The 13,101-nt window shown below is 69.2% G+C and carries 11 protein-coding genes; 6 read left to right on the top strand and 5 right to left on the bottom strand.

Going from position 1 to position 13,101, the window contains the following annotated elements:
• Positions 1 to 7 precede the first annotated feature (7 nt).
• The gene (locus tag HMPREF0321_RS10125; protein ID WP_253184118.1) at positions 8 to 424 is read left to right on the top strand and encodes a DUF2530 domain-containing protein; all 417 of its coding nucleotides are present in this window, start codon (positions 8 to 10) and stop codon (positions 422 to 424) included.
• Positions 425 to 514: 90 nt separating this feature from the next.
• Here HMPREF0321_RS10125 and HMPREF0321_RS10120 read toward each other — a convergent pair whose 3' ends face one another.
• Positions 515 to 751, bottom strand: coding sequence for a type II toxin-antitoxin system Phd/YefM family antitoxin (locus HMPREF0321_RS10120; protein ID WP_006946231.1), 237 nt, complete (start codon positions 749 to 751; stop codon positions 515 to 517).
• A 38-nt stretch (positions 752 to 789) separates the two neighbouring features.
• Positions 790 to 2,421 (bottom strand): DNA repair helicase XPB, encoded by a 1,632-nt coding sequence (locus HMPREF0321_RS10115; protein ID WP_006946093.1) that lies wholly within the window; start codon positions 2,419 to 2,421, stop codon positions 790 to 792.
• Between the two features lie 296 nt (positions 2,422 to 2,717).
• On the opposite strand from HMPREF0321_RS10115, the gene HMPREF0321_RS10110 reads away from it, so the two are divergent.
• The 4 genes from HMPREF0321_RS10110 to HMPREF0321_RS17075 all read left to right on the top strand — a co-directional run bounded on the left by HMPREF0321_RS10110 (position 2,718) and on the right by HMPREF0321_RS17075 (position 7,164).
• Complete coding sequence (locus tag HMPREF0321_RS10110) at positions 2,718 to 4,082, top strand: MFS transporter (protein ID WP_006946264.1); 1,365 nt, start codon at positions 2,718 to 2,720, stop codon at positions 4,080 to 4,082.
• 99 nt (positions 4,083 to 4,181) lie between these two features.
• Complete coding sequence (locus HMPREF0321_RS10105) at positions 4,182 to 6,167, top strand: M13 family metallopeptidase (protein ID WP_006946098.1); 1,986 nt, start codon at positions 4,182 to 4,184, stop codon at positions 6,165 to 6,167.
• 78 nt (positions 6,168 to 6,245) lie between these two features.
• Complete coding sequence (locus HMPREF0321_RS17080; protein ID WP_006946205.1) at positions 6,246 to 6,713, top strand: EamA family transporter; 468 nt, start codon at positions 6,246 to 6,248, stop codon at positions 6,711 to 6,713.
• A complete protein-coding gene (locus tag HMPREF0321_RS17075) occupies positions 6,601 to 7,164 on the top strand; it encodes an EamA family transporter (protein ID WP_254653987.1) in 564 nt (187 codons plus the stop codon). The genes HMPREF0321_RS17080 and HMPREF0321_RS17075 overlap by 113 nt, the downstream gene beginning before the upstream one ends.
• On the opposite strand, the gene HMPREF0321_RS10095 is transcribed toward HMPREF0321_RS17075, so the two are convergent.
• From HMPREF0321_RS10095 to HMPREF0321_RS10085, 3 genes are all read right to left on the bottom strand, one after another.
• Complete coding sequence (locus HMPREF0321_RS10095) at positions 7,122 to 7,601, bottom strand: 8-oxo-dGTP diphosphatase (RefSeq protein WP_006946065.1); 480 nt, start codon at positions 7,599 to 7,601, stop codon at positions 7,122 to 7,124. The genes HMPREF0321_RS17075 and HMPREF0321_RS10095 overlap by 43 nt on opposite strands.
• Positions 7,598 to 9,859: a helicase-associated domain-containing protein gene (locus HMPREF0321_RS10090; RefSeq protein ID WP_040014852.1), complete on the bottom strand. Its 2,262-nt coding sequence runs from the start codon at positions 9,857 to 9,859 to the stop codon at positions 7,598 to 7,600. Before HMPREF0321_RS10090 ends, HMPREF0321_RS10095 begins: the two co-directional genes overlap by 4 nt.
• Before the next feature lie 272 nt (positions 9,860 to 10,131).
• Positions 10,132 to 11,211 carry an aldose 1-epimerase family protein gene (locus HMPREF0321_RS10085; RefSeq protein WP_083803258.1) on the bottom strand — a complete coding sequence of 360 codons (1,080 nt, stop codon included), beginning with the start codon at positions 11,209 to 11,211 and terminating at the stop codon, positions 10,132 to 10,134.
• Between HMPREF0321_RS10085 and menD the strand changes: the two genes are divergently transcribed.
• Positions 11,210 to 13,057, top strand: a complete 1,848-nt coding sequence (gene menD, locus HMPREF0321_RS16790) for a 2-succinyl-5-enolpyruvyl-6-hydroxy-3-cyclohexene-1-carboxylic-acid synthase (RefSeq protein ID WP_217490539.1) — start codon at positions 11,210 to 11,212, stop codon at positions 13,055 to 13,057. The genes HMPREF0321_RS10085 and menD overlap by 2 nt on opposite strands.
• Positions 13,058 to 13,101 lie beyond the last annotated feature (44 nt).

Genomic DNA, 13,101 nt, shown 5'->3' with positions numbered 1-13,101 from the left:
TGTGACGGTGAGCCCAGACCAGCGTCAGCCGAAGCGCGCGCCGCGTGCTGACGGTGCGACGCCGCGCTCGATCGAGCGCGCCCGCGAGATGCGGGAGCGCGCCGAGCACTCGATGTCCTACGAAGCTGGCGTCGTGCTCCACGCCGAGGGCGAGGCGCGACTCGAGGAATCGCCGTACGAGAAGTTGTTCACCGGCGGCGACACCGTCATTCCGAAGCCGCAGCCGCTGCACGTCGACACACCCAAGGTGATCCTCGTCGGCGTCGCGTGCTGGGTCGTCATGCTCGTCGTGACGCTTCTCGTGCCCGCCCTGCACACGGGCGAGCGTGACTGGTGGCCGTGGACGTGCGTCGCGGGCGCCGTCCTCGGACTCATGGGCTGGGCCTACGTGCGTCGCGGACGTGGCAACGCCGAAGCTGCGTGAGCTCTCGCGGATGGCGTCTTTCCGCACTTCGGCCGAGACCGCGGTCGTCCTGCAGTAGCCGCAGCGCGACGTTGGTATCGAGCAGGATGCTCATCGCTCGGCGCCGAACAGCGCCCCGATGAGCGTGTCGATCTCATCGCCGAAGGCGTCGTCCGCCGTCGTCCACGACGCATCGAGTGTGCCGAACCTGACGGGCTCGGCGACATGCGGGACGAGGTCGACGATGGGCCGCCCCGCCTTGGCGATGGTGATCGACTCGCCGGCCCCGACCCTGGCAAGCAGCCGGGAAAGGTGAGTCTTCGCCTCGTGGATGTTGACCGTCGTCATGTGGTTGGTCTGCTGAACCAAGCTGTGCGGGGAAGGGCTCAGATGTCGCTCTCGTCGACGATGCGGTAGGCGTAGCCCTGCTCGGCGAGGAAGCGCTGACGGTGCGCGGCGAAGTCGGCGTCGACGGTGTCGCGCGTGACGATCGAGTAGAAGTGCGCGGTGCGTCCGTCGGCCTTCGGGCGCAGGACGCGACCGAGGCGCTGGGCCTCCTCCTGACGCGAGCCGAAGGTTCCGGAGATCTGGACGGCGACGCTCGCCTCCGGCAGGTCGATCGAGAAGTTCGCGACCTTCGACACGACGAGCTTGGTGATCTCGCCGTCACGGAACTGCTGGAACAGCTTCTGCCGCACCGCAACCGACGTCTCACCGGTGATGAGGTCGGCGTTCAGGCGTCCCGCGACGGTCTCGAGCTGGTCGAGATACTGGCCGATGACGAGGGTCGGTTCGCCGTCATGCTTGGCGACGATGCGTTCGACGACCGGATCCTTGACCGTCGCGCACGAGGCGAAGCGGTAGCGCTCGTCGGGTTCGCTCGTCGCATAGGCCATGCGGTCGGAGTCGGAGAGCCCGACGCGCACCTCGACGCAATCGGCGGGCGCGATGTAACCCTGGCTCTCGATGTCCTTCCAGGGTGCGTCGTAGCGCTTCGGGCCGATGAGGGAGAACACGTCGTCCTCGCGGTTGTCCTCACGCACGAGCGTCGCCGTCAGGCCGAGACGTCGACGGGCCTGCAGGTCGGCCGTCATGCGGAAGATGGGCGCCGGTAGCAGGTGCACCTCGTCGTAGACGACGAGGCCCCAGTCGCGCGCGTCGAGCAGTTCGAGGTGCGGGTAGACGCCCTTTCGCTTGAGCGTGAGCACCTGGTACGTCGCGATCGTGACGGGGCGGATTTCCTTGCGCGCACCGGAGTACTCGCCGATCTCGTCCTCCGTCAGCGTCGTGCGCTTGAGCAGCTCATCGCGCCACTGACGGGCCGAGACGGTGTTCGTCACGAGGATGAGGGTCGTCGCCTTGGCCTTCGCCATGGCACCGGCGCCGACGAGCGTCTTGCCGGCGCCACAGGGCAGGACGACGACGCCGCTGCCGCCGTCCCAGAACCCGTCGACGGCCTGACGCTGGTAGGGGCGCAGCTCCCAGCCGTCGGTGTCGAGGTCGATGGGATGGGCCTCGCCGTCGACGAAACCCGCACGGTCCTCGGCCGGCCAGCCGACCTTGATGAGCTCCTGCTTGATCGCGCCACGCTCACTTGGGTGGACGGCGACGGTGAAGTCGTCGAGGCGATCGCCGACGAGTGGCTTGATCTTCTTGTGCCGCAGCACCTCTTCGAGCACGGGCTTGTCGGTGGAGTGCAGGACGAGCTGGTCGCCGTCCTTCTCGAGGACGAGACGGCCGTAACGATCCATCGTCTCGGCGACGTCGAGCAGCAGCGGTTGCGGCACGGGGAAACGGCTGTGCGTGATGAGGGCGTCGACGACCGTCTCGGCATCGAGGCCTGCAGCGCGGGCGTTCCACAGGCCGAGCGGCGTGACGCGATACGTGTGAACGTGCTCGGGGGCGCGTTCGAGCTCGGCGAACGGAGCAATGGCGCGACGCGCCGCCTCGGCGTTCTCGTGATCGACCTCGAGCAGGATCGTCCGATCGCTCTGCACGATGAGTGCGCCGTTGTTCACGCGTTGCCTCTCGGTGGGGTCTGCGGCATCGACAGGTGCCGCGTTCAGGGTAACGGGGTGGAGCGTGATGGCATTCCGAGCGGGGTGAGCACCGAGACGGCCGATGTTGTGTCATGAACGCGTGAGATAGCGCGCGTTCATGACACAACATCGGCGCCGCCCGTCATCGAGTGGGCCGTGACGCGATCTCCGTTACCGATGCGTTATTGAGCATTGCTCAACAAGTGACGAGTGGGGCTCTAGGGTGTGCTTCAGATCACATGAAAATGTCATCTCCCGTCGAGCAGGAGGCCCCCGTGACTGCTGTATCCGCACCTGACGTCGCCATCGATCCGAAGCGCCGCAAGCGGCTGCTCGCCGCCAGCCTGCTGAGCAGTTCGATCGAGTGGTACGACTTCTTCATCTTCGGGACCGCAGCAGCGCTGGTGTTCCCTCATGTGTTCTTTCCCGACAGCTCCGCCTTGACCGGAACCCTCCTGTCGTTCGGGACGTTCTGGGCGGCCTTTCTTGCCCGCCCACTAGGTGGCGTGCTCGCCGGCCACTACGGCGACAAGTACGGGCGCAAGCGCGTCGTCGTGATCTGCGTCCTGGCCATGGGAGGGGCGACGTTCCTCATCGGCCTCCTGCCCTCTGCCGCGACGATCGGCGTCCTCGCGCCCGTCGTCCTCGTGACCCTCAGGTTCGTCCAGGGCCTTGCGGCCGGTGGTCAATGGGGCGGCATCATCTTGCTCCTGACGGAATCCGAGGGGCCGAAACGCCGCGGCTTCGCCGGCACCTTCGGTCAGATGGGCGTCCCGATCGGCGTGTTGCTCGGCAACCTCATCTTTCTCGTCGTGTCGCAGAGCGTCTCCAAGGCTGACTTCGTCTCGTGGGGTTGGCGCATCCCGTTCCTGCTGAGCGTCGTCCTGTTCCCCCTCGGGTTGTACATCCACAACAAGGTCGAGGACTCGCCGGAGTTCAAGAAGCTGCAGGCGCGTTCCGCCGAGCGGATGAACGACGCCCCTGCTCAGGCGCCCGCGCTCGACGTGGTCCGCAAGGCGTGGAAACGCATTCTGCTCGGTTGCCTCACGATGGGGGCGACGAATTCGATGTTCTACGTCGGCATCGTCGGTTCCCTGAGCTACGCCTCGAGCGAGCTCGGGATTAAACGAGAGAGTCTCCTGCTCGTCACTCTTGTGCTCTCGGCGCTCAACATCCCCATGATCTTGTGGTCGGGCGCACTCTCGGACCGGATCGGACGGAAACCCGTCGTGTTCTGGTCAGCCATCGGCCTCGCAGTCGTCATCTTTCCCTACTTCGCTCTGCTCGGGACGAAGAGCATCGCGATGTTCGCCATCGGGGCTTTTCTCACGAGCTTCTTCCAGTCGACGATCTACGGCCCGCTCGCTGCCTATCTTGCAGAGATCTTTCACCCGTCGATGCGGTACTCGGGCATGTCGCTGGCGTATCAGTTGGCCGCCATCGCACTGGCCGGCCCGACCCCGATGATCATGGCCTCCGTCATCGACAGAACGGGCAGCACGCACGGGATCGCCGCCTACATGGTGGTGCTCAGCGTCCTGACGGCCGTCGGGGCCTGGCTGCTGCCGGAGACGAACCCCAAGTCAGTTCGCGACGACCCGTCGGCGGTGCCCGGGGTGGGTCTCAACGATGCTGTCTGAGCTCGCGCGGTGAGCTGCGGATGACGGTTGTCGGTGCGAGGTGTTTGGATGGACATCAGCTGAGAAGTCCTCGACCTCCACGAAATCTGAGGTGTTCGCATGACCCGCAAGTCCGGCCTCGACGTCGACACGTTCGACGCGTCCGTCCGCCCCCAGGACGACCTGTTCGCCTACGTCAACAACACGTGGGTTCGCGAGCACCCCATCCCCGACGACAAGTCGCGCTACGGCGCGTTCGACCGCCTTCGTGAGAAGAGCGAGGCGGCGATGCGCGTCATCATCGAGGAGGCAGCGCAGAAGGCGGAGGACGCCGAGAACGGCAACCCGGCCGAGGGCTTCGGCCCGGCCACGCAGAAGGTCGGCGACCTGTACCGCTCGTTCATGGACACCGAGCGCATCAACCGTCTCGGCGTCTCGCCGATCGCGGAGGATCTCGCCGCCATCGACGGGCTGAGGAGCGAGCACGATCTGCTCATGCTCCTCGGCCACCTCGAGCGCTACGGCATGGGCGGTCTGTTCGGTTTCTACGTCAGCGCCGACGCGAAGAACAGCGACGAGTACATCGTCTACATCGGCCAGAGCGGCCTCGGGCTGCCCGACGAGGCCTACTACCGCGAGGCGCAGTACGCCGAGATCCGCGCCGCCTACCAGGAGCACATGGTGCGGCTGCTCGAACTCGCGGGTGTCTCCACGCCAGAGGCCGTCGCCGACCGCGCTTACGCCCTCGAGGTCGACCTCGCGAAGCACCACTGGGACAACGTCTCGACGCGCGACGCCATCAAGACCTACAACCGCTACACGCTCGACGAACTGCGCGACGTGCTCGGCGCGTTCGACCTCGACGCGTGGATGGAGGGCCAGGTCGTGCCGGACGGTGCGTTCGCGAACGTCGTCGTCGGTGAACCGAGCTACCTCGAGGGGCTCGCGGAACTGTTCGCCACCCGTCCGCTCGAGGATTGGAAGGCGTGGATGACGTGGCACCTCGTCACCTCGTTCGCGAACTACCTCGGCGACGCCGTGGTCGAGGAGCGCTTCGACTTCGCGGGCCGCACCCTGTCGGGCACGCCGCAGCTGCGTGAGCGCTGGAAGCGCGGCGTCGGCCTCGTCGAGGGCGTCCTCGGCGAGGAGGCCGGCAAGCTGTACGTCGAGCGTCACTTCCCGCCGGAGGCGAAGGGGCGGATGCAGGAACTCGTCGGCAACCTCGTCGAGGCGTTCCGTCGCAGTTTCCGCGAATCGACGTGGATGAGCCCCGAGACGCAGGTCAAGGCGCTCGAGAAGCTCGACGCGTTCACGCCCAAGATCGGCTACCCCGACGAGTGGCGCGACTACTCCGACCTGCAGATCGTCGCCGACGACCTCGTCGGCAACATCAAGCGTTCCGCGTCATTCGAGACCGACTACCAGCTGGCCAAGATCGGGCAGCCCATCGACCGCAACGAGTGGCTCATGAGCCCGCAGACGGTCAACGCCTACTACCACCCGATGATGAACGAGATCGTCTTCCCGGCCGCCATCCTGCAGCCGCCGTTCTTCGACGTCGACGCGGACGACGCCGTCAACTACGGCGGCATCGGCGCCGTCATCGGACACGAACTCGGCCACGGCTTCGACGACCAGGGCTCGCGTTTCAACGGAGACGGTGAACTCGTCGACTGGTGGACCGAGGGCGATCGCGAGCGCTTCGACGCCCTGTCGGCCAAGCTCATCGCGCAGTTCTCCGAGCTCGAGACGCGCGACGCTCCCGGCCTCAAGGTAAACGGTGGCCTGACGGTCGGCGAGAACATCGGCGACCTCGGCGGACTGACGATCGGGTACAAGGCGTACACGATCGCCTGCGAGGACGCTCCGGCGCCTGAGCTCGACGGTTTCACGGGCGCGCAGCGCTTCTTCCTCGGCTGGGCTCAGGTGTGGAGCGGCACCGCTCGCGAGGCCGAGGCGAAGCGTCTGCTCGCCACCGACCCGCACTCGCCGATGGACGTGCGCGCCAACGCCGCCCGCAACCTCACCGAGTTCGTCGAGGCGTTCGACGTCAAGGCCGGCGACGGCATGTGGGTCGACGAAGACGAGCGCGTGCGCATCTTCTGAGGTACCTTCCGAGGCTCTGAACGGCCACCAGACGGATCGTTCTTCCGGCGGCGGGCGCGGTGCGGTGGGATGGGGCTCATGACCCCACGCCACATCGCGCTCGCGCTGCTCGTCGTTCTCATCTGGGGGCTCAACTTCGTCGTCATCCACGAGGGGCTGGCCGGCATGCCGCCGCTGCTGTTCGTGGCGATCCGGTTCGCGTGCATCCTGCCGATCATGGCGTTCGTGCCGCGCCCGCAGGTCGCGTGGCGCGACCTCGCACTCGTCGGGCTGCTCATGTCGGCCGGGCAGTTCGGGTTTCTGTACTCGGCGATGGCAGCGGGTCTGGCCTCCGGGCTGGCCTCGCTGATCCTGCAGGCTCAGGCGCTGTTCACCGTCGTCATCGCCGCGGCCGTCCTGGGGGGAGCGGCGGCGACCCATCCCACTCATGGGCATGGGCATCGCCGTGGGTGGGCTCGTCGTCGTGGCCCTCGGACGCTCGGGGGCGACACCGCTCGTCGGCGTCCTGCTGTGTCTCGCGGGAGCGCTGAGCTGGGGTGCCGGTAACGTCGCCTCGCGACGCTGCGCGGGAGCGTCAGGCCTCGGTTTGACGGTGTGGGGCAGCCTGTTCGTCCCGCTGCCTATGCTGGTGTTGTCGCTGCTCAGCGACGGCCCGGGCGCTGTCGGTGACGCGCTCACGCACTTCGGCGGCGCGGCGATCGCGTCGACGGCGTACACCGTCATCCTTGCGAGCCTCGTTGGCTACACGATCTGGAACGGGCTCATGGGCATCTATCCGGCATCGAACGTCGCCCCGTTCACGCTGCTCGTCCCCGTCGTCGGCTTCCTCGCCGGCTGGGTCTTCCTCGGCGAACGCCTCAACGCTGCCGCGTTCGTCGGCGGCGCGCTCCTGCTCGTCGGCGTGGCCGTCATCGTGCTCGGCCCGCGCGCGCTGACGCGGATGGGCACCCGCCGTCAGAGCTCGAAGCGCTCGAGCGTGACGCCGTCGGCGCCGTAGACGAACAGGGCGTGCTGCAGGGTGCCCGCGAGCGCGCGGGGCACCCAGTGGCGCGCGTCGGGCCACATCTTGACGTACGGAATCCCGTCCTGACGCACCCACCGGCCGGCGATCTCGTCTGAATCCTGCACCGCGCCGAGGGCATCGGACGCAATGAACACATGCGCCCGCATGTCTTGGGTCAGGTCGTCGTGTGAAAAGCGAAAGTCGAGGACGCCGGCTGGCGCGAGCGTCTGCGCGCGCAGACCCGTCTCCTCCTCGAGCTCGCGGGCGGCCGCCTCCTGCGCGCTCTCACCGGCGTCGATCTTGCCGCCGGGGGCGACGACGCGGCTACGACCGAAGCCGCGCAGCTTTCGCCCGAGCAGCACCTCGTCCGCCCCGTCGCTCGTACGGGTGACAAGGACGAGGCAGGTCTCGAGGGGCGTCGCGGACGTCACGCCGACGCCACGCCCGTGATGCGGTGGATCGAGAACGTCCGCGTCACTGGCGAGGTGTCGCCCAGCTGGCCCGTGACGCGCCCGCCCGTCACGCTCGCGGGGCGGAACAAGCCGCGCTTGATGTCGCCGCCGGCCTCGACGTAGCCGATCCACACGGGAACGCTCTCGGCGGCCGCGTCCTGCAGCAGCGCCAACGTCACCGTCGGATCACAGGACGGAATGCGCGTGTGCGCGTCGTGCTCGCTCGGACGGACGGCGTCCTTCTCGGCGGCCCGTAGACGGCCGGCCAGCTGCTCGGCCTCACCGGCGTCGAGCGTGTGCACCTGGACGGGGGTGGTGCGGCGCGACGGCGTCGGGGCGCGCTCGACGGTGGCGGCGCGCACGACGACCCCGCCGTCGGAGGTCTCGGCGACAGGCGCGTGACGATGCTCGCGCAGGACGTCGAGCAGCGTCGCCGCAGGCATCGGGGAGACGCAGACGGTGGGTGCGATGCGGCGCAGCTGCAGCGACGCGAGACCTGTGTCGGCGACGAGCGCGTCGAGGGCGGCCTCGTCATCGCTGCGCACGTACGAACTGACCGAGCCGACGCGCACGTGGCCGTGGCGGCGCGCGACGTCGCCGAGCAGGTATTCGAGAGCCTGCGGGATCGGCGTCATGCTGTGGCGACGCAGCAACTCGAGCGCCTCCGCCGAGGAGACCCCGTGGTCGAGCAGGCGACGCAGACTCGCGTCGCTGAAGCGGAAAACCGTTGCACCACCGCGGGATTCGACGTCGGCGGCGCGACGCATGAACGTGGCGGCCTCTTCCGCCAGCGGGCCGGGCGCGATGGCGGTGAGGTCGCCCTGGAGCATGACCTGATCGACCGGCTCCGGGAGCGCGGTCGACATGGCGGTCGTCACGGCCTCGACATCCGCGGCGGACGACGGGTCGGCCGCGAGCAGCGCACGCCCGGCGCTGGTGAGCGCGCCCCGGCCGAGGACGCCGAGCCATGCCGCTTCGCGCAGGACGACATCAGCGTGGGTGGGCGCCCCGGCAGGCAGGCGGAGCGGTCGGCGCCAACGCAGCAGCGCTTCGACGTCGTCGATCGTGGGGGCGCTGCCCGCCGGGAGGGCGGCGAGGACGTCGAGCACGTCCCGGCGGCGGGCCCGCATGAGCGGCCACGCGGCGTCCTTGCCGAGGACGTTGACGAGCGTCCCGTCGACGCTCTGACCCGCGAGGCCGGGGGCGCGGACGGTGTCACGCCACGCCAGAGCGAGGGCCGCCCAGCGTCGCGCCGGGCTCCAGGTCGTCCATTCGTCGTACAGATCGGTCGGTCGCCACGTCGCGTCGATCTCTCCGTCGGAGGCGAACAGGCCTGCGGCGTGGCCGATCTCGAGGACGAAGGCGGTCAGTTCGCTCGACGCATCGAGCCTCGCGGCGAGACGACGGTGATCGCGGACGGACAGACCACCGGTGCGCAGGACACGCGGCGCCTCCTCATCCCAGGCGGCGGCGACGTCGTCGAGTCGCCACAGCAGATCGAGCACCTCCCCGGCGGCAGCCGTGTCGGTGTCGGCCTGGTCGACGTGACGTGGCTCGGGTTGTGGCGGCGCCCACGGTTCGCGCGACAGCCGGCCGCCGCGCAGGGCGAGGCCCACCTCGCGCGGGATGACGGCGTCGTCACCGTCGAGGGCGACCATGAGCCCGGCGCGGACGAGTTCGTCACGGACGGCGCGCAGGGCGGGCGTCGTGAACGAGGCGCGGGCGCTGCCCCAGCGCAGTTGCTCGATGACGGCGCGCGCGCGATCGGTGAGACGTGCTTCGGCGTCGGCGACCTCGTCGGGGGTGGTCGTGGGCGAGAGCGCGAGGGTGCTCGGATGCGTCACCAGCTCGGCGGTCGAACGTCCCAATCCTGCTGGGTGCGTGAGGATCTCACCGACCGCGCGAGCCGTTCGCCAGCCGTCGGAAGCGCGCCAGACGAGCGCCTTCGCCCAGAGCTCCCGGATCCCCTGTTCGACGGCCTTCTTCGACGCGCCGAGCGCGGCCGCGGCGCCGTCAGCACCGACGACGAGGAGGGCTTCGACGAGGCGCAGCGCGCCGCCGTCGAGATGTTCGAGCGCACGCTGGACGCTGGCGCGCGTCGAGGCGCGAGCCGCGAGGGAAGTGATGTCCGCCGGCGTCGGTCGCGTGAGGTCGGGGCGCGCGAGCAGGAGGGCCGCGAGCTCGTCGTCGCTGCGGGCCCTCAGATCATCGGCAAAACTGCGCGCGGCTCTGGGCACCCGCACCACGGTAGTCGGCGACGCGGCCGGGGGCACCTCGACGTCCGGTGAAGACGTCTGTGGCGAGACGGCAGAGCGCACCATGGACGTCGGCTGGGTGGGCGGGGGCTCGAGTGCGCGGTATGACGGCCGGCTGAATATGAACGAAATTCGCACATGCGGACAGGAATCGCGGACGTGGACGTGGATCGCGAAGGTGGACAGGAATCGCCGATGTGGATCGCGGATGGGGACGGGTGGGGCCAGCGTTTTGAGGGTCGGGGTCGTGAGGGTCAGTGGCGTGAGGAGATGCCGAAGGAGGCTGTCCATGTTCGGCCGGGGTGCAGCACCATGAGGCCCTCGCCCGTGTTGAACGCGTTGGCGGGGCACGTCATCGGCTCCACGGCCAAGCCCGAGCGTCGGTTCTTCGGCTCCGGCAACCCGTCGCCCGTGAACAGCTGCACGTAGCCGAACTCGCGCGCATCGGCCCACAACGTCGTCACCCGCGACGACGTGCTGACGCTGACCTCCCAGCGTGCGGCGTCGTTGCTCGACGACGCGGCTCCGTCAGCCCGTGGCGCCGCGTCAGCAGGCCGCGTGGGCATTCCGCTGCCCGGGCGGGCTCCGATACCGGTGAAGCACGTATCGAGGGTGACGCCGCGCAATGATGCGCTTTCGGTGCAGTCGATCGAGGCCGGTTCACGCCCCACCGGGATGAGCCGCTCGTCGACGGTAAGGGCTTCGTCTAGAGGGGCGGTCAGCGTCACGTCGTCGAGTGAGCTCTCACCTGCCGTCAGATAGGGGTGCATGCCGAACCCGAACGGGCATGGCGTGTCGGAGAGGTTCGTGGCGCGCGGCGTGATCGTCAGGCCGTCGGGGCCGAGCACGTACGTCATCTCGAATCGCACCGTCCACGCCCATCCCGGCTGCGGGTGCAGCGTGACGCCGACGGTGACGCGATGCGTCGCGTGCTCCACGAGCTGCCACGGTTGCCAGCGCACCAGCCCGTGGGCGGCGTTGGCGTGCTCCGGTTCGGTCAGCGGCAGCAGGTACGTGTCGCCGTCGAACGCGTAGCGCCCGCCTGCGATGCGGTTCGGCCACGGCGCGAGGACGTGCCCGCGGGACGCGTCGGCCATGGTGTCCTCGGCGTATCCATGGACGATGTCCTCGCCGTCGTGGCGCAGCGCCCGCAACCCGCCGCCGACCTCGACGATCGTCGCCTCGTACCCGGACGCCCGGATGTGCCATTGCGTGCCGCTGGGAAGGGTGGGCTGCTCGTCGTTCGTCACGCCCACAGCGTAGGGAACGGGCGCGTCGTTGGGGTTGTCGGCGCCATGCGCCAAGATGGTGAGCGTGAATCCTTCGACTGCCATGGCAAGCGTGATCATCGACGAACTCGTGCGGCTCGGCGTCAAGGACGTGGTGCTCTCGCCCGGTTCGCGTTCGGCGCCGCTCGCGTACGCGGTGGCCGCGGCCGACAAGGCTGGACGGCTGCGTCTGCACGTGCGCGTCGACGAACGTTCGGCTGGGTTCCTCGCCCTCGGTCTCGCGAAGATCTCGCGCAACCCGGTGCCCGTCATCACGACGAGCGGCACGGCCGTCGCAAACCTTCACCCTGCCGTCCTCGAAGCACATCACGCGCAGGTTCCGCTCATCATCATGAGCGCCGACCGCCCCGCCGAACTGCGCGACACGGGCGCCAACCAGACGACCGACCAAGTCAAGATCTTCGGCTCCGCGACGCGGTGGTTCCACGAGTTCGCGACGCCGAGCGAGCGCGCTGGGCAGAACACGGTGTGGCGCTCGGTCGTCGGTCGCGCGTTCGCCCACGCGACGGGCGTCCCGACGGGCGACGTCGGGCCGGTCCACCTCAACCTGCCGTTCCGCGAGCCGCTGACGCCCGACGTCGCCGACCTCGCGATGGCCGGAGCCGTTGCGGGCGCGGCGGCGATCGTGGCGAGGGACACGAGCGCGACGTCCGATGAGGACGGCCGGGCTGATGACGCCCCCTCAACGACGTCACCCGTGTGGCCCGAAAGCCTCGAGGGGCGGGATCGCGGGCGCCCCTGGATGCAGTTGCGTGCTCCGGCATCGACGGTCACCGTCGCGCCCGGCCCGGGCATCGCACCGGTGCCGCGTACGCTCGTCCTGCTCGGTGATCTGCCCGATCCGAAGCTGGCCGCCGAGGTCGCCGAACTCGCCGACGCGGCGGGCTGGCCCGTCATCGCCGAGCCGTTCGGCGATTACCACCGCGGGCGCGCCATGCCGCACGGTTCGCTCATCCTCGCCGCCCACGACTGGCTCGACGAGCACCTGCCCGAGCGTGTTCTCGTCGCCGGACGCATGACGCTCTCGCGCGACGTCGCGAAGCTGCTGCGTCACCCCGAGGTGACCGTCGAGGTCATCACGGCCTCGACGTCGTGGGCCGACCCGTCGCACGTCGTGCAGCGGGTGCACGAGTGGGCCGCCATCGCGCGCTCGCACGAACTCGTCGCGGCGTGCGCGGACCGTCGGTGGTCGAGCAGTTGGCGCATCGCAGGGCAGCGTCTCGCGCAGCGCATCGGGCCGCTCGTCGCGCGGTCGTGGCCGTCCGGCCTGGCCGCGACGTCGACGCTCGTGCAGCACGTGCCGGCCGGGTCGGCGCTGCTCATCGGGTCGTCGAACACGGCGCGTGACCTCGATCTCGGTCGCAACCCGCAGCGCATCGCGCGTCGGGTCTGCTCCGTCGCGAACCGCGGGTTGTCGGGCATCGACGGAGTGGTCTCGACGGCCGTCGGCATCGCGCTGTCGCACGACGGCCCGAGTTTCGCACTCATGGGCGACCTGACGTTCCTGCACGACAGCAACGGCCTGCTCATCGGCCCCGGCGAGCCGCGCCCCGACCTGACGATCGTCGTCATCAACGACGACGGCGGCGGCATCTTCGGCACGCTCGAGCAGGGGCGCAGCGAACTCGCCGAGCACTTCGAGCGCGTCTTCGGCACGCCGACGAACGCCGACCTCGCGCTCGTGTGCGAGGCCCGCGGTGTCGGGTATTCGCTCGTCGGGTCGCGTGACGAACTCATCGAGCGCGTCAGCGACCCGGCGCCCGGGCTGAACGTCATCGAGGTGCGCATCGAGCGTCACCTCGAGCGTCAGGCGCGCCACGACCTTTTCGCGGCCGCCATCGACGCCGTCGCCGACGCCGGTGAGATGGACGCGCGCTACGAACGTCGTTGACGCGCCCCACCCTCAGGTATGGTGCGCGCCCGCGTCATCTCGGC

Origin of the sequence: Dermacoccus sp. Ellin185 (assembly GCF_000152185.1) — a bacterium.
GTDB classification, from domain to species: domain Bacteria; phylum Actinomycetota; class Actinomycetes; order Actinomycetales; family Dermatophilaceae; genus Dermacoccus; species Dermacoccus nishinomiyaensis.
This window is presented reverse-complemented; position numbering and strand designations above follow the sequence as displayed.